This window comes from Pseudarthrobacter sp. CCNWLW207 (assembly GCF_037203945.1).
Taxonomy (GTDB): domain Bacteria; phylum Actinomycetota; class Actinomycetes; order Actinomycetales; family Micrococcaceae; genus Arthrobacter.
In genome coordinates this window covers 331418-347677 of record NZ_JBBCBS010000003.1, presented here as the reverse complement: position 1 = coordinate 347677, position 16260 = coordinate 331418, and the positions used below count along the sequence as shown (strand labels likewise).

Here is a 16260-nt window from a genome sequence, read left to right as displayed (position 1 = left end):
GGCCCGCCGATTTCGTTTCGCTGGTGGCATATTCGGCTTTGTGGACGCACCAATAGGTGCACCATAGAATCAAGAGGAATTGCCACAGCGACCTGCGGCTTTACACCACGCGTGGGGGCGCTGCTGCATTCTGAGACGACTGATTCGTCCCGAATCGGTGTCAGGCGTGCTGAAGGGTTGCACATGCGGTCAAAGTTCAAACGTATCCTCGCCTTGATTGGCCTGACTGGCTTGTTGGCGGCTCCCGCCGGCGCGGCCTGGGCCGAAGATCCGGTGACGCTGGATCCGGCGACGAAGATTGTCGACTCCGCCGGCGTGCTGGGCGGCGGCAAGGCAGACGTTGAGGCAGCCATCAAGAAGCTTGGCACAGACCACGCAATGGTGCTCCACGTCGTCACCGTCAAGAAGTTCGAAAACCCGACGGATCGGGAAGCCTGGTCAGACCAGGTAGCCGAAAAGGCCAGCCTTGGTTCGAATGCGCTGATTTTTGCCGTGGCCACCGAAACCAGGCAGTACGTCCTGAATAAGGGCGGCAGCAAAATCACCAACGCCCAAATCGAAAACATCAAGAGCAAAGCCATCGGCCCGCAGCTGGCGAATAACGACTACGCCAAAGCGGCCATCAATGCTGCCGCTGCCATCGGCGACGCAGCTGGAGGCGGGAGCGGCAATGTCCCGTCCGAAAACGGGGCAGGCACTGCCATCCTCGTAGGCACCGGAGTATTGGCCGCAGGAGGTGCCGGCGCCTACCTGTACCTCAGGAACAAACGGAAGAAGGCCGGCCAGGCGTCCAGCGCCAGCTACGGTCCCCAGGGCGCCGAACTCGATCCGCTTGCCTCGCTCAGTGTGGAGGAACTCCGACGCAAGAGCGGATCCCTGCTCATCGAAGCCGATGACGCGATCAAGTCCAGCGAGCAGGAGCTGATGTTCGCCCAGGCCCAGTACGGCGATTCCGCCGTCGGCAATTTCACCAAGGCACTGGAGGAAGCCAAAGGACATATGTCCGAGTCCTTCAAACTCCAGCAGCAGCTGGATGACCATATTCCCGATACCGAAGAGCAGCAGCGCAGCTGGCTGGGCGAGATCATCCGCCGTTCCGAGGCCGCTCTCGCTTCCCTGCAGGAACAAAAAGCCGATTTCGATTCACTGCGCGAGCTGGAGAAGAACGCGCCACAGGCACTCGCCACGGTCAAGGCCGGGGCGCGGGAAGCCGACGCCAAGATCGCCAACGCTGAGCAGTCGCTGACGACTCTCCGCTCCAAATATGCGGACAGCGCCCTGGTCCAGGTCGCAGACAACATCACGCAGGCCAAAGAGCGGCTGGCCTTCGTCCAGAATGCCACGGAAACTGCAGAGCAGAAGCTGGCGGAAGGCGAAGCCAGCCTTGCGGCAGTGGCTGTCCGCGCCTCCGAAGAGAGCCTCCACCAGACCAACGTTCTCCTCGACGCGATTTCCAAGGTCTCCACCAGCTTGGATGAGGCCCGCAACGGCCTTGAAGCCGCGGTCGTGGATACCTCCCAGGACCTCGCGCAGGCCCGGGCCATGATCCAGTCCGGTGCCCACCCCGAACTCACCGGCCCGGTGGCAGGCGTCGAGTCCGCCCTGGGGCAGGTCAAGGCTGAAATTCAAGGCGGAAAGATCGATCCCATCGCTACCCTGCAGCGCGTCGAAACGGCACACCAGGCACTGGACCAGGCGCTGACCGGAATCCGCGACCAGCAGGAACAGGCTCGCCGGGCACAGGCCTCGTTGCAACAGACCATCATGTCCGCGCAAGCCCAGATCAGTGCCACGTCGGACTACATCACGGCACGCCGCGGCGGGGTCGGCACGGAGGCCCGCACCAGACTGGCTGAATCCCAGCGAAACCTGGACTACGCACTCTCCATTTCCCGCAATGATCCCGTCACTGCCCTCACGTACGCCCAGCAGGCGCACGCCCTCGCAGCCCAGGCCGCCCAGCTGGCCCAGGCCGACGTCGACAACTTCGGCGGCTATGCCAACCAGGGCTACGGCGGTGGAGGCATGTTCGGCGGAGGCGGCGGAGGTGGCCTCGGCGGTGCCATTCTCGGCGGCATCCTCATCAACTCCATCCTCAACGGCGGCAGCGGCGGCGGTTGGGGCGGCGGCCACAGCGACGGCGGCGGATGGGGCGGCGACGGCGGCGGCGGCTTCGGCGGTGACTCTGGCGGCGGCTGGGGCGGCGATTCCGGCGGCGGCGGAGACTTCTGACCCATAGGACTAGGCGCCGGGCGGAACGACCCACCCGGCGGATAGATAGCGGTACAACAACTGTTCACTGATTTCAGTGGCCACCACTGAGCAGGACGAAAGGTAACACCATGGTTAAGCAGTCCATTTTCGGCCGCATCGCGCAGCTTGCAAAGGCAAATATCAACTCCTTGCTGGACAACGCTGAGGATCCGCAGAAGATGCTGGACCAGATGGTCCGGGACTACACCAACAACATCGCCGAGGCCGAATCGGCTGTGGCGCAGACCATCGGCAACCTGCGCATGCTCGAGGACGACTACAACGAAGACGTCAAGAATGCCCGCGACTGGGGCAACAAGGCCCTCGCTGCGTCGCGCAAGGCCGACGAGTACCGCAGCAGCGGGCACGCTGCGGACGCCGAAAAGTTCGACAACCTGGCCAAGGTGGCTCTGCAGCGCCAGATGTCTGCCGAGAACGAAGCCAAGGGCGCAGAGCCCAGCATCTCTTCCCAGCGGGAAGTGGTGGACAAGCTTAAGACCGGCCTGGACCAGATGAAGGGTAAGCTCAACGAGCTCACCAGCAAGCGCAATGAGCTCGTGGCCCGTTCCAAGACAGCAGCGGCCCAGTCGCAGGTCCACGACGCCATCAAGAGCATCGACTTCATGGACCCCACGTCCGAGGTAGGCCGGTTCGAGGAAAAGATCCGCCGCGAAGAGGCCAAGGTCAGGGGCCAGCAGGAACTTGCCGCCTCCAGCCTGGACGCCCAGTTCAACCAGCTTGAGGACCTCGGCGAGCAGGTCGAGATCGAAGCGCGCCTTGCCGCGCTGAAATCCGGCAACACAAGCAAGCCCGCGATTGGTGCCTCGGCCGGCGGTCAGGGTGCTGAGTCCACGGTGGACGAAGCGGACTTCGACAAGCTGTAACCAGCAGGTATCCGGGCTCGCCGGGCAGGCTCAAGGCCGGGGTTCGCAACGAACCCCGGCCTTCGCCGTCTCCTGAACGCTGAACTCAGCATCACCCCCGCCTCAGCCCGTGCCGCTCGCTCCCGGAGGTGTGTAGCGTGGAGGGCATGTCCTCCCCCGCCGCAACCTCCATCGTCTGGCTCCGTGATGACCTCCGACTGGACGACAACCCCGCGTTGATGCGGGCCGTCGAGCTCGGCCTGCCCCTGACTGTTCTGTACATCCTCGACGAGGAATCGGCCGGAATCCGGCCTCTCGGAGGAGCAGTCCGCTGGTGGCTGCACCACTCACTGACCTCGCTCGCCGCCGATCTCGAGGACGCCGGATCCACTTTGGTCCTCCGCCGGGGACCGGCGGCCCGGATCATCCGGGACCTGGTCCAGGAAACCGGCGCAGGCCATATCCTATGGAACCGCCGCTACGGCGGTCCGGAACGGGCTGTGGACACCAGTATCAAGGAATGGGCCGCCGGGGAGGGCATCGAAGCAGCCAGCTTTCAGGCCACCCTCCTCTTCGAGCCATGGACCGTTACTACCGGCAGCGGCGGCCCGTACAAGGTCTTTACGCCATTTTGGCGCGCCTGCCTCGCCTCAGGGGAGCCCCGGTTGCCCTTCGACGCGCCCGACGCTCTGCCATCCCCCGCCACGGCGGGCCGGGACAACTATGCCAAAAGCGATGCGCTGGAGTCGTGGTCGCTGTTGCCGGAATCACCCGACTGGAGCGGTGGCCTGGCGGAAACCTGGGAACCGGGCGAAGCGGGCGCGCACGGCCGCTTGGAGGATTTCCTGGACGGCCCGGCGGCCGACTACGGAACCGGCAGGGACGTCCCCGGCATAGAGGGAACCAGCAGGTTGTCCCCTTATCTCCGCTTCGGCGAAATCAGTCCGTTCCGCGTGTGGCATGCGCTCAGGCAGCGGTTTCCGAGCCAGGCGCCGGCCGACGTCGGCATCTTCCGGTCCGAGATTGGCTGGAGGGAATTCTGCTGGCACCTCCTCTATGTGAATCCGCAGCTCGCAACCCGCAATTATCGGCCGGAGTTCGACGACTTTGCCTGGGAGGAACCATCCCAGGCCGAGCTCGGAGCCTGGCAGCAAGGCAGCACAGGTTACCCGTTGGTGGACGCCGGCATGCGCCAGTTGTGGACGACCGGTTGGATGCACAACCGGGTCCGGATGGCAGCCGCCTCATTCCTGGTCAAGAACATGCTGGCCGACTGGCGGCTGGGTGAGGAATGGTTCTGGGACACATTGGTCGACGCTGACTCCGCCAGCAACCCGGCGAACTGGCAGTGGGTGGCCGGTTCAGGGGCGGACGCGTCGCCCTACTTCCGGATCTTCAATCCGGTCACGCAGAGCAAGAAGTTCGACGCCGGCGGACGGTACCTAAGAAAGTATGTCCCGGAAATCGCGGGCCTCAGCGACAAGGACATCCATGAGCCGTGGAAGAACAGTGAGGCTGCAGGCAGCTACCCGTCGCCGCTGGTCTCCTTGGCCGAATCCCGGGAGCGGGCGCTGGAGACCTATCAGAGGCTGAAGGACGGCCGTTAGCGGCTGACTTTGCCCATCAGGGACGCGATGGGCCGCAGGAAGATGGGCCTGGCAAGGAACCAGGCTGCCACCATCACGGCCACCGACACGAGGAAGATCCAGAAACCGAGCCAGCCGTCGCCGTCGGACACTGCGTACATGTGGTTCAGGTTGCGCAGGGCGCCGGTCGTGAGCACCAGGAACACGTGCACCACGATGAACGCCACAAAATAGATCATGACGGGGAAATGGATAGCCCGTGCCAGTTCGATCGGGTACGCCTTGTTCAGGGCGCTTGCCTTCTTAGGCCAGGCCGAGGAGGTCCGGATGCCGGAGATAAAGGCCAGGGGCGCTGCGATAAATACAGTGAGGAAGTAGGTCAGTAACTGCAGGGCGTTGTAGTTGACCCAACCGTTTTCGGTAGGCCAGTTCAGCGATGCGTACTGCAGGGCCGCGGACAACGCGTTCGGGAAGACATCCCAGCTCGTGGGGACAATCCGCATCCACTGTCCCGTGGCAAAGAGGAGGATGGCAAACACCACTCCGTTGAGGATCCACAACGCGTCCAGGGTCAGGTGGAACCACAGTTCCAGGGTGATCTTTGTGGGCGGCGTCTTGGTTTTGATCAGGCCCTTGTTGTTGCGCGTCCAGTGACCGCTGGGCCGGGTGGTGGTCCGCACCTGCCAGCCTGTCCGGATGATCAGCAGCAGGAAAAACCCATTGAGGAAATGCTGCCATGCGAGCCAGGCAGGGAATCCCACCGGAGCGCCCTTCGGGAGCTCGGAATGGCCCGGGTAGTCCACAAGGAACGAAGAGACGGCCGGGAGTTCCCTCAGCCATTTCGCGAGCAAGACCACCAGCACCAGCGCCACCAAGGCAGCGGGAACACCCCAGTAGAGTTTGTTCCGCTTGCCCGTCGCAGGACCGGACTTTTTGGTGGGTGTGGACATCGAACAACATTCCTCTCGAGAATGACTGACCTGTGGCCCAAAAATCTGAGGCCCTGCGAAAGAGAATACTAGGAACTACTAGCAATCAAAGAAAAAGAAGACCCCGGGCGGCATATCTGCCGGCCGGGGCCTTCACTTGGTTGCGGGGACAGGATTTGAACCTGTGACCTCTGGGTTATGAGCCCAGCGAGCTACCGAACTGCTCCACCCCGCGTCGCTTGATCAACACTACCTTACTTTTGCCGGCACGAAATCCACGGCGCCGAAAGGGGGCATGGCAGGCCTAACCAGTTCGGGGCACTTCACTATCACAGAGCCTTCCATCATGTTACGTTAATAAAAATGATTCTCAATAATGACGGTTGAAGTGGGCGAATCCATGAACACAGACGTGCCGGCCGTGGCCGTTGCCGGTTTCCTCGGCGCAGGCAAGACAACGTTCGTCAACCACCTTTTACGCCATCCAACTGCACGCATAGGCGTCATCGTGAATGACTTTGGCGACATCAATATTGACGCCGGCCTCGTCACAGGACAGATCGACGAACCTGTTTCCATCGCAGGAGGATGCGTTTGCTGCCTGTCGGACAGTGACGGTCTCGAAGGGGCGCTCCAGAAACTGGCGAGCCGGAAACTGGGCCTCGATGCGATCCTCATCGAAGCCAGCGGGATCGCTGACCCGCTCACTCTGCGGCACCTTCTCCGTTTCAACGGTGTCAAACGCGTCCGACCCGGCGGGGCCATCGACGTTGTAGACGCGGTGGAGTACTTCCACACCATCGATTCCGGGTCCCTCCCCCCGACCCGATTCGCGGCCGCCACCCTTGTTGTCTTGAACAAAACCGATCGGCTCGATCCACAGACTCGTGAGGACACACTCGCCCGCATCGAGCAACGTGTTCGCGAACGCAACCCTTACGCCCATATCATCCGTACGCACCATGGCCGTATCGACCCAACCTTGGTGTTCGACGCAGCAACCCGGGAGGAACCCGCTGAGGAGTTACCACTCCGCTCCCTTCTCCTCGATGCCCACACCAAACACGACGCGAAGCACCACACCGAGCCACACCAGCACGCGACAGCTGTGTCCACACAAAATAGCGGAGTAATCGACGCCGGCCGCTTGCTGGATCTCCTCGAAGAACCGCCACCGGGCGTATATCGGATCAAAGGCGCAGTCCTGGTCAACAGCGGACGCAGAATCCAGCGCTACCAGGTCAACCTGGTAGGGCGATCCATCCACATCAAAGCTCACTCCGCTACCGCTTCCACGCTTTCCGGCCAACGCCCCGCGAACCAGCAACCGAATCAGCTGGTGGCGGTGGGCCTGCATGTGGACGTGCCGATCACACAGGCACGACTTCGCAGCGCCCTTGAGCCCACCCAAGGGCAGGATGTGGAGGCCGGGTTCCGGCGCCTGCAACGCTACCGGCGCCTCAGCACGTAGCCGGGAACCACCTAACGATGCCCGGCGGCGGGCACACAAGCCTTAAAACAGGAAAGTCCGGAACTGTTTCCAGTTCCGGACTTTCCGTCAGTTGCGGGGACAGGATTTGAACCTGTGACCTCTGGGTTATGAGCCCAGCGAGCTACCGAACTGCTCCACCCCGCGTCGCAAGAACAACTCTACCGTCGGGTGAACGGGAGGCCAAATCGAGATGGCGTGATGTGCGTCTCCGTAGAGCTCATGCTCCCTTTTGAACGCGGCCGGCGTGACGCCCAGCGCCGCTTAACGCCGTCGGCCTGGCCACACTCCTTGCGGAGCGCGGCCAGGCCGGCGGGTTCAATCAGTTGCTCGCTGTGGGCGACGGCGTAGCGGTTCCTGTTGGCGTTGCCCCCTCAGTCGGGGTGGCCGCGGGAGTAGGCACCGCCTCAGGCACGATGACGGGAATCTTGGCTTCCGCGTCGACGGCCTTCTGCAGTGCTGCAGCGATCTTCTTCTGCTGTTCGCCGTAGGCGGCGAAGTCACCTGCTGCGAGGGCTGCCTGGCCCGCCTGGATGGCGGCCCTTGCTTCCTCGAGTGCGGCCTTGAGTTCGGCCTTGGCATCCGCACCGGCCACGGGCGGGGTGCCGGGCGTCGGCGGAGTCTGGCCGTTGTTGTCGGAGTCCCCGGCGGAAGCACCGGAGTCCCCGCCGAACAACTGCTTGAGGGCCGCATCCAGGGTGGGCGCGAAGCCCACCTTGTCACCGAAGGCCACCAGCACCCGCTGCAGCGTCGGATAGGACGTTTCACCCGTGGACTTCAGGTAGACCGGCTGGACGTACAGGATTCCGCCGCCCACCGGCAGCGTCAGGAGGTTGCCGTTCAGCACATCCGAGGCACCCTGGCGGAGCAGGTTCAGGGCCTGGGACACGGTGGGATCCGAGTTGAACTTGTTCTGTGCCTGGCCGGGTCCCGGGACCTGGGTCTCCGGCGGGATCTGAAGCAGCCGCAGCTTGCCATAACTGTCAGCTCTTACGCCTGCCTGGTTGCCGGCGTCGGAATCCGCCGCGAGGAAGCCATAGAGGACGTTTCGTGCATTTCCGTTAACGATCTGCGGGATGAACGACGACGTCAGCTGGAAGGCCGGCTTGTCCTGGTCAGGCATCTGCAGCGACATGTAGAACGGCGGCTGCTTGACGTCCGTGTCCACTGTGGGGTCGGCGGGGACGCTCCAGGCATCGTTCGTCTTGTAGAAGCTGGAGGGATCGGTCACGTGGTACTGGCCCAGAAGCTGACGCTGGACCTTGAAGAGGTCCTCCGGATAACGGACGTGGCTCATAACGTCGCCGGACATCTCCGAGTACGGTTTGAGCGACGTCGGGAAGACCTTCTGCCAGGACTTCAACAGTGGGTCCTGGTCATCCCAGGCGTACAGGGTGACTGAGCCGTCATACGCATCCACTGTCGCCTTGACGGAGTTCCGGATGTAGTTGACGGTGCTGTTGGGCAGCGCAACCGCGCGTCCGGAGGTGGTCTGGGTGTCGGCGGTGGCGTCTGAGAGCTGTTCCTGCTGCGAGTACGGGTAGTACTGGCTGGTGGTGTAACCATCCACGATCCACTTGACCCGGCCATCCACCACGGCAGGATATGAATTTCCATCAACCGTCAGATAGGGCGCGACCTTCTCCACCCGCTCACGCGGGCTGCGGTCGTAAAGGATCTGGGATTCCTCGTTGACACCGTCAGAGAGCAGCAGATCCGAGGACTGGAACTTGATGGAGTACAGCACCTTGTTGAAGAAGCTGCCCACATTTGGACCGCCATTGCCTTGGAACGTGTACTGCGTCTCTCCCTCACCTGACGGCCTGTCCTGTTCACGGTTCGGGAAGCCGTCCGGAGCCCCGACAATCGAGTACTCGGGTGAGCTTTCGCCGAAGTAGATGCGCGGTTCATACGTGGAATCGTCGCCGAGGACACCGGTGGACGGAATACCGGACTGAAGGAACTCAGGCTTGCCGTCAACGGTGAATTTGTTGCCCTTCGCCGCCACTACTCCGTAACCGTGCGTGTACACAATGTGCTGGTTGAGCCAGCTCTGCTGGTTCTCCGCCACGTTCTGGGGATTCAGTTCGCGGACCGCGATGACGGTGTCCTGGATCTTGCCGTCCACTTCATAGCGGTCGACGTTCAGGGCTTCGGGGAACTGGTAGTACGGGCGGTACTGTTCCAGCTGCGAGAAAGCGTCTGAAATCAGGTTCGGATCAAGGAGCCTGATATTAGCGGTGGTCTGCGCGTCCGGGGCGAGCGCTCCGGTAGTGGCGGTGTTGGTGGCGTCGTACCGGTCCACCTGGATCTTGTCCAGGCCGTAGGCGGCACGGGTCATCTGGATATTGCGCTCGATGTATTTCTTCTCCAGCGTCTCTTCTGAGGGGCGGACCTGGAACTGCTGGATCACCCAGGGGTAGACGCCGCCGGCAAGGATGGAGGTGATGATCAGCATGGCCGTGCCGATGACCGGCAGGCGCCACCGGCCGATGACCGCCGCGACGATAAAGAGGATAGCTACCAGGGCTGCCGCCACCGCAAGAATGGCCTTGGTGGGGATAACGGCACTGACGTCGGTGTAGAGGGCGCCTGCCCACCGTCCGCCGTTGCTCTGCAGTGCAGCGAACCTGTCCAGCCAGAAATTCGTGCCCAGCAGGAGCAGGAAGGCAGCGCCCGTAACGGCAAGGTGGATCTGCGCGGCGCGGCTGGTAAAAATGCCGCGCTCCATCAGGCGAATACTGCCATAGAGGTAGTGGGTGAGGATCCCGGCGATGCCGGCCACCACAACCACGCTGATGAGGAAGCCGGTGATGAATCCCAGGAACGGCAGGGTCATCAGGTAGAAGCTGAGGTCCATTCCGAACTCCGGATCAGCCTGGCCGAAGGGTTCCTGGTTGAAGAACAGCAGGACCTTCTGCCACTGGCTTGCCGCGGCGCTGCCGGCAAAAAGCCCGAAGAGGATGGGCAATCCGAGCATAACCACGCGGCGGACCGGCTCAAGCTGCGCCTGGTACCGGTTCAGGTTGTCCCTGATCTCGGAGTCCGGTGCGTAGACCGGCCGGGCGTGGTAGGCAATCCGGATCGCGAAAAAGACCGCGGCAAACATGATGGCGAAACCGGCGACAAAGATACCGATCCTGGCCACGTTCTCCGTCAGGAAGACTTCGAAGAAGCCAAGTTGCCGGTACCACAAAACGTCAGTCCACACATTGGCGAAGAAAATGAAACCTACCACCACGAGTGCGACAACAACGAGGGTTGGTGTCAGGGCACCTCGTCTTGAGGGCGGTCTTCCGGGCGGGATGGGGCTGGCAGGACGGGACAAACTCGGTACCTCATAGCTGGTCGTCAGATTAACATTCGAAGCGTGCGTGCGTGCGACGTCCGGTACCGGTCAAACCGAATGGCAACGTCCGTCATATCTGCCACGAGTGGCAGTAAAGCTTAGTTCCTGCCCCAGTCTAGTTGCTGGTACAGGCCGCAAGGCCGGACGTGTCCTGGCCCGAGGCGGCGAGCTCGACGGCGTCCCGCGCCTCGGCGAGGTTCGCCACCTTTACCACCTGCAGGCCGTCGGGAATATGGCCAACAACTTCATCGCAGTTGGCTGCCGGCGCGAGGAACAGGGTGGCTCCAGCAGCCCGGGCACCCTGCATCTTCTGTGCCACGCCGCCGATGGGTCCAACCTTGCCGTCCGGGGTGATCTCCCCGGTCCCGGCAACGTGCCGGCCACCCGTGAGGTCCCCGGGGGTCAGCTTGTCGATGATGCCCAGGGAGAACATCATCCCGGCGCTCGGGCCGCCGACGGTGTCCAGGGAGATTTTCACGTCAAAAGGAAAAGTAAATTTGAACTTGAGCATCACCCCGAGGATGTACCGGCCCTCGCCGTTGTCCATTGGTGTGATGGTCTCGGTGACCTGCTCCCCTTCCCTGTCCAGCACCACGGTGGCTGGTGCCCCCTTACCGGCGGCTAGTTCATCCTGGATGACGGAAAGCGCGGTAACGGCCTTCCCGTTGATTGACCGGAAAACGTCACCTGGCGCAATTTTCCCTTCTGAGGGAGAACCGTTGGATAGCCCCGCGGCCTGCAGCTCCTGGCCGAATGGGATCTCCAGTTCCTTGAGCGCCGACGCAACGGCGTTCTCCTGGGAAGTAGCCATGGCCACTGAACTCTGTTCGTCGGCCTGTTCCCTTGTAGTTCCTTTGGGATAAATCAGCTCTTCGGGATACACCGATTTGGAAGGGTCCAGCCAGGCCGCGAAGGCGCCCAGGATGCTGACTGGACCGTTGGGACCGCCTTCGACATAAACAGTGGTCAGGTCCAGGTTCCCGGCCGCTGGATAAGTCTCTCGCCCGGTGACTCCGATGACCGGTTCACCGCGGGCCTCGCCCAGCGTGTTGAAGGTGGGACCGGGTTTTTCGACGACGTACGGCACCGGCAGCGTTCCCACTGCAAGGCCGAGCCCCAAGGAAGCCACTCCCGAGACCATCATCAGGGAAACCTTCTTGCCGTGCCGTGGCCGACGGGAGGCAGGGTTATCGTAAGGCTCCACGGGGCCGGGAGTTGCGCCGCCCACCGGCCACGTATCCGGCCCCTTGTCCAAGGGTCCTGTGCCGGCGTCGGGCTCGGTTATGCGTTCCTCAGGGGGATTGTCGCCACGCGTCGTAGTCACTCATCCAACATTACGCGTCCCGTCTGGCAGCAAGCTCTTTGCCTACAGCGAACGTCAGCACTGTCCGGCAGACAGCCGCCGCCGCCCGGGGTACCGTGAAGTTGATCAGCAGTCACACCGACGATCGGCGTAATCATGACTTCCAACCCACTCAATCCGTCCAACGGCGATGACGCCCCCAAGGATCCGTTGACGGAAATGCTGCAGAACCTCATGGGCGGCAAGGGCATGGAAAACATCGACCCCGCCGAACTCGCGAAGGCAGCGGGCCTTCCTGACGACCCCAACCTCCTGGCCCAGATGTTTTCCCAGGTCCAGGCCATGATGAGCGCGCCCTCCGAGGGCCCCGTCAACTGGCAGCTCGCCCACGAGAACGCCCGGCGGGTTGCAGCGAGCAGCGCTGACCCGTCCGTCACGTCACTGCAGTCCCGCGAGGTGGACGAGGCCCTGCGCCTCGCCGAACTGTGGCTGGATCCGGTCACGGACTTGCCCGCTACCGGCCTGATCGGCCGCGCCTGGTCCCGCGCGGAATGGGTGGAGGCAACCCTGGGAACGTGGAAGCGGCTGACGGAACCCGTCGCCAACAGCATCGCCAACGCCTTGTCCAGCGCCATGACCGAACAGATGCCCGAAGAGATGAAATCCATGATGGGCGGCGCCTCGTCCATGCTGCAGAACATGGGCGGTGCGATCTTCGGCATGCAGCTCGGGCAGGCCATCGGAGCGCTGTCAGCCGAAGTCGTGAGCTCCACGGACATCGGCGTTCCGCTGGCCGACCTGGAGATGGCTTTGCTTCCGGCCAACGTGGCCAAGTTCGGTGAGGGCCTTAGCCTGCCGGAGAACGACATTCGGCTGTTCCTGGCAGTCCGCGAAGCAGCCCACGCCCGCCTCTTTGTCCAGGTTCCCTGGCTGCGAGGCCACCTGCTGGGTGCCATCGAGGCCTACGCCCGCGGCATCCACATCGACACATCCAGGATTGAAGAGCTGGCCCGGGATCTGGACCCAAGCAACCCGGAAGGCATCCAGGAGGCACTCTCGCAAGGCGTGTTCATGCCGCAACGGACGCCGGCCCAGGAGCAGGCACTGGAAAAGCTTGAAACTGCCCTCGCCCTTGTGGAGGGCTGGGTGGATGAACTCACCGCCGCAGCTACCGAGAAGCTCCTGCCCTCAGCGGGCGCGCTTCGTGAAACGGTCCGTCGGCGCCGCGCCACCGGCGGTCCCGCCGAGCACGCGTTCTCGTCCTTGGTGGGTCTTGAGCTGCGTCCGCGCCGGCTGCGCGAGGCCGCAACTCTGTGGGCGGCCCTCAAGAAGGAACGCGGGATCGAAGGGCGCGACGCCATCTGGCACCACCCCGACCTCCTGCCCACTGCCGAGGACCTCGACGATCCGCTGGGATTCAGCGGCCGTCGCAAGCTGGCCGAAGCCAGCGACAGTGAAGTGGACGATGCCCTGCAGAAGCTGCTCAATGGTGGCTTCGACACCGCACCCGAACAGGGCGGCGAGGACGCCGGACGTGGTACAGACACTGATTCCGGCGACGAAAGCAGCAAGGGCGACGACGCTGAGGGCCAGACTGAGGGCGGCGACCAGCCAAAGGGCTAGGAGCCTGCTCCCGGGCCGAACCTAGTCGGCGTCGCCCGGCAACAGGGCGGGCTGGCCTGGTGTGTCGCCCTCCACGTGGGACACCCCGCCATCAGGACCGGCCACAAGGCCGCGGGAGGTGGCGAACGAGACGCCCTCCAGGAATGCCTTGGCCCGCGCCGTTTCCGGATAAGCCTCCAGCAACTTCCAGAAGGCGGCATTGTGCCCGGCCACCAGAAGGTGGGCCAGTTCGTGCAGCAGCACGTAGTCGATCACCCACTGTGGCATGGCCCGGAGCTTGTCGGAAAGCCGGATGGTGCCTTCGGACGGCGTCGCTGACCCCCAACGGGAGTTCTGGTTGCTCACCCAGCGGACCGACGTCGGGACTGCCCGGCCGCCGAAGTAGCGGGCGGACAGGTCCGCGGCGTGGGCCGCAAGCCCGGCATCCGTGGCAGGTTGGTGCCGGCGTTTTTGCGCACGGCGGGTGCCCTGGCGGTGCAGCTTCTCCAGCATGCGATGAACCCACTCGGATTCCTGGGCAGCCGTGAAACGGGCCGGTATTGCCACCACAGCTGTGCCGTTCTCCCAGAATGCAGCGACGGTCCGGGTGCGCCGCGCTGACCGCCGGACTTCCACGGGCGCGCCGTCCGCCGTGGTCAGCTGCGGTCCCTTTCGGTGTTTCGACGGCGGGGTCACAGTGTGGTGCTTTCGACGAGGACCTTCAGCACGTCCTCACCGTAGCGTTCAAGTTTGGACGGGCCGACGCCGGCGAGCGAGGCCAGTTCCTCCAGCGACGACGGCCGGGCCTCGGCAATGGCGGTCAGGGTGGCGTCGGTGAACACCACAAAAGCCGGGACTTCGGCAGACAGCGCAACTTCCTTGCGCCAGTGCCGGAGGGCGTCGAAGGTCTGTTCCGAGTAGCTGGGCGGGCAGTCGTTGCAGCGCCCCACCTTGCGTTCGGCGCCACTTGCCAGCATGCTGCCGCAGACCCGGCACGTGGCAGGCTTGGCAGCTTTCCGGCTGGGCGCAGCTCCCTTGCCGCGGGCGGTGGAACTGGCCACGGAATCCGGCCGAAGACCGTCAAGGAAACGGGACGGCTTCCGGTTTGCCCTGCCGCCGGGTGTCCGCGCCGTGGACCAGGACAGGAAGAGGTGCTCACGGGCGCGGGTGATTCCGACGTAAAGGAGCCGCCGTTCCTCATCCACCGCTTCCGGGGTGTCCGCAAAGGAGATCGGCATCAGCCCTTCGCAAAGGCCAACAAGGAACACGGCGTCCCACTCCAGGCCTTTGGCGGCGTGCAGCGAGGCCAGTGTGACGCCCTGAACGGTGGGGGCATGCTGTGCGAGTGAGCGTTCCTGGAGTTCATTGACGAAATCCGCGAGGCTGAATTGGTCTCCCCGTACCTGGACCAGTTCGTCGGCGAGGGCAACCAGTGCCGCCAATGACTCCCAGCGTTCCCGCAGAGCCCCGCCGTTGTGCGGTGGAGAGTCGGTATAACCCAGCGAGGCCACGATGTCCCGTACCAATTGCCCCAACGGTTCCGGAGTGCCAGTTTCCGCCACAGCCCTGGTTGCAGCCCGCAGCTGGAGGATGGCGTCCCTGACTTCCTTGCGGGCGAAAAAGCGTTCACCGCCGCGCAGCTGATAACCAATGCCCGCGGCAGCCAGTGCCTGCTCGTAAGCTTCGGACTGGCCGTTCGTGCGGAAGAGGACAGCTACCTGGCTTGCCGGCGTACCGGCGTCGAGCAGTGCCTGCACCTTAAGCGCCACCGTGGCCGCTTCTGCCTCGTCATCGGAGCACTCCGTGAACTGGGGAACCGGGCCCGCCGGACGCTGGGCCACCAGTTGCAGCGGCGCGGCCCAAGCTGCGTCCGCCACGGGTCCGCCGCTTCGGCGGCCCGCGAGGAGGTCGTTTGCAAGTTTGACCACCTGCGGCGTGGAGCGGTAGTCCCGGATCAGCTTGACCACGTTGGCCTCCGGATACCTTGCCTTGAAACCCAGCAGGTGTTTCGGGGACGCGCCAGTGAACGAGTAGATGGTCTGGCTCGCGTCACCCACAACGCAGAGTTCGTCGCGGCCGCCAAGCCACAGCTCAAGGAGTCGCTGCTGGAGCGGGGAAACGTCCTGGTACTCGTCGACCACGAAGTGGCGGTACTGTTCGCGCACCGTGGCGGCCACTTTCTGGTCCTCCTGCAGGATGCCCACGGTGATCAGCAGGACATCCTCGAAGTCGATGACGTTGCGGTCGGTTTTGACGTCCTCGTAGGACTGGAAGACCCGGGCCACGGCGGTGAGGTCGAACCCGCCGGGAGTACCCCGGTCCTGGGCGTTCTCCAAGTAGTTGGCGGGGGTCAGCATGGAAACTTTCGCCCACTCGATTTCCGAGGCGAGGTCCCGGATCGAAGCCCTGTCCGTGCTGAGGCGCAGGCGGCGGGCGGCCTCGGCGATCATCTGGGCTTTGTGGTCCAGGAGATTGGGGAGGGTGCCGCCAACAGCCTGGGGCCAGAAAAACTGCAATTGCCGGAGTGCGGCCGCGTGGAAAGTCCGGGCCTGCACATTGCCCACGCCGAGGTCCCGCAGCCTGCTTCGCATTTCGGCGGCGGCGCGGGCGGTGAAGGTCACTGCCAGGAGACGTTGCGGGCTGTAAACCCCCGAGTGCACGCCATAGGCGATGCGGTGGGTGATGGCCCGCGTCTTTCCGGTACCGGCGCCGGCCAGCACACATAGCGGGCCGTTGAGTGTGCTCGCAACTTCCCGCTGTTCGGCGTCCAGGCCACCCAGGATGCGGTCCTCAAGGGACGCTGAACTGTCCACTGCACTGTCAAAATTCTCTGTAGTCACTCTGCTGCTCTGTTGTCTCGACTACCTGGTGCTGGAGTCTGGTCGG

General features: G+C 63.6%; 10 protein-coding genes and 2 tRNA genes. 5 read left to right on the top strand and 7 right to left on the bottom strand.

The genetic code is table 11. The features are described from left to right. Nucleotides 1-183 precede the first annotated feature (183 nt). From V9L17_RS07310 to V9L17_RS07300, 3 genes are all read left to right on the top strand, one after another. On the top strand, nt 184-2232 hold the full coding sequence (locus V9L17_RS07310) for a TPM domain-containing protein (protein ID WP_337350956.1): 2049 nt from the start codon (nt 184-186) through the stop codon (nt 2230-2232). Between the two features lie 110 nt (nt 2233-2342). Further along, nucleotides 2343-3137: a PspA/IM30 family protein gene (locus V9L17_RS07305; protein WP_337350955.1), complete on the top strand. Its 795-nt coding sequence runs from the start codon at nt 2343-2345 to the stop codon at nt 3135-3137. Between the two features lie 146 nt (nt 3138-3283). Next, nucleotides 3284-4723 (top strand): cryptochrome/photolyase family protein, encoded by a 1440-nt coding sequence (locus V9L17_RS07300; RefSeq protein WP_337350954.1) that lies wholly within the window; start codon nt 3284-3286, stop codon nt 4721-4723. Here the strand turns inward: V9L17_RS07300 and V9L17_RS07295 are convergent. Next, the gene (locus V9L17_RS07295; RefSeq protein WP_337350953.1) at nt 4720-5652 is read right to left on the bottom strand and encodes a cytochrome b/b6 domain-containing protein; all 933 of its coding nucleotides are present in this window, start codon (nt 5650-5652) and stop codon (nt 4720-4722) included. The genes V9L17_RS07300 and V9L17_RS07295 overlap by 4 nt on opposite strands. Nucleotides 5653-5789: 137 nt before the next feature. Further along, nucleotides 5790-5866: transfer RNA gene (locus V9L17_RS07290), tRNA-Met, on the bottom strand. A 141-nt stretch (nt 5867-6007) separates the two neighbouring features. Here V9L17_RS07290 and V9L17_RS07285 point away from each other — a divergent pair. Beyond that, on the top strand, nt 6008-7102 hold the full coding sequence (locus tag V9L17_RS07285) for a CobW family GTP-binding protein (protein WP_337350952.1): 1095 nt from the start codon (nt 6008-6010) through the stop codon (nt 7100-7102). A gap of 91 nt (nt 7103-7193) precedes the next feature. Here the strand turns inward: V9L17_RS07285 and V9L17_RS07280 are convergent. The 3 genes from V9L17_RS07280 to V9L17_RS07270 form a co-directional block, all read right to left on the bottom strand. Then, a tRNA-Met gene (locus V9L17_RS07280) sits at nt 7194-7267 on the bottom strand. A gap of 175 nt (nt 7268-7442) precedes the next feature. After that, nucleotides 7443-10427 carry a UPF0182 family membrane protein gene (locus V9L17_RS07275; RefSeq protein ID WP_337351035.1) on the bottom strand — a complete coding sequence of 995 codons (2985 nt, stop codon included), beginning with the start codon at nt 10425-10427 and terminating at the stop codon, nt 7443-7445. Between the two features lie 157 nt (nt 10428-10584). After that, nucleotides 10585-11793, bottom strand: coding sequence for a YlbL family protein (locus tag V9L17_RS07270; protein ID WP_443198015.1), 1209 nt, complete (start codon nt 11791-11793; stop codon nt 10585-10587). 135 nt (nt 11794-11928) lie between these two features. Here V9L17_RS07270 and V9L17_RS07265 point away from each other — a divergent pair, with 135 nt between their 5' ends. After that, nucleotides 11929-13395: a zinc-dependent metalloprotease gene (locus V9L17_RS07265; protein ID WP_337345735.1), complete on the top strand. Its 1467-nt coding sequence runs from the start codon at nt 11929-11931 to the stop codon at nt 13393-13395. Between the two features lie 21 nt (nt 13396-13416). On the opposite strand, the gene V9L17_RS07260 is transcribed toward V9L17_RS07265, so the two are convergent. Both V9L17_RS07260 and V9L17_RS07255 read right to left on the bottom strand, forming a co-directional pair. Next, nucleotides 13417-14070, bottom strand: coding sequence for a M48 family metallopeptidase (locus V9L17_RS07260; protein WP_337345734.1), 654 nt, complete (start codon nt 14068-14070; stop codon nt 13417-13419). Continuing rightward, complete coding sequence (locus V9L17_RS07255) at nt 14067-16214, bottom strand: ATP-dependent DNA helicase UvrD2 (protein ID WP_337350951.1); 2148 nt, start codon at nt 16212-16214, stop codon at nt 14067-14069. Before V9L17_RS07255 ends, V9L17_RS07260 begins: the two co-directional genes overlap by 4 nt. Nucleotides 16215-16260: the final 46 nt, after the last annotated feature.

What these genes read in the sequence shown, in the direction of transcription:
- V9L17_RS07285 (WP_337350952.1), top strand. Translation starts at nt 6,008, where the DNA reads ATGACGGTTGAAGTGGGCGAATCCATGAACACAGACGTGCCGGCCGTG.
- V9L17_RS07310 (WP_337350956.1), top strand. Translation starts at nt 184, where the DNA reads ATGCGGTCAAAGTTCAAACGTATCCTCGCCTTGATTGGCCTGACTGGC.
- V9L17_RS07300 (WP_337350954.1), top strand. Translation starts at nt 3,284, where the DNA reads ATGTCCTCCCCCGCCGCAACCTCCATCGTCTGGCTCCGTGATGACCTC.
- V9L17_RS07305 (WP_337350955.1), top strand. Translation starts at nt 2,343, where the DNA reads ATGGTTAAGCAGTCCATTTTCGGCCGCATCGCGCAGCTTGCAAAGGCA.
- V9L17_RS07265 (WP_337345735.1), top strand. Translation starts at nt 11,929, where the DNA reads ATGACTTCCAACCCACTCAATCCGTCCAACGGCGATGACGCCCCCAAG.
- V9L17_RS07295 (WP_337350953.1), bottom strand. Translation starts at nt 5,652, where the DNA reads ATGTCCACACCCACCAAAAAGTCCGGTCCTGCGACGGGCAAGCGGAAC.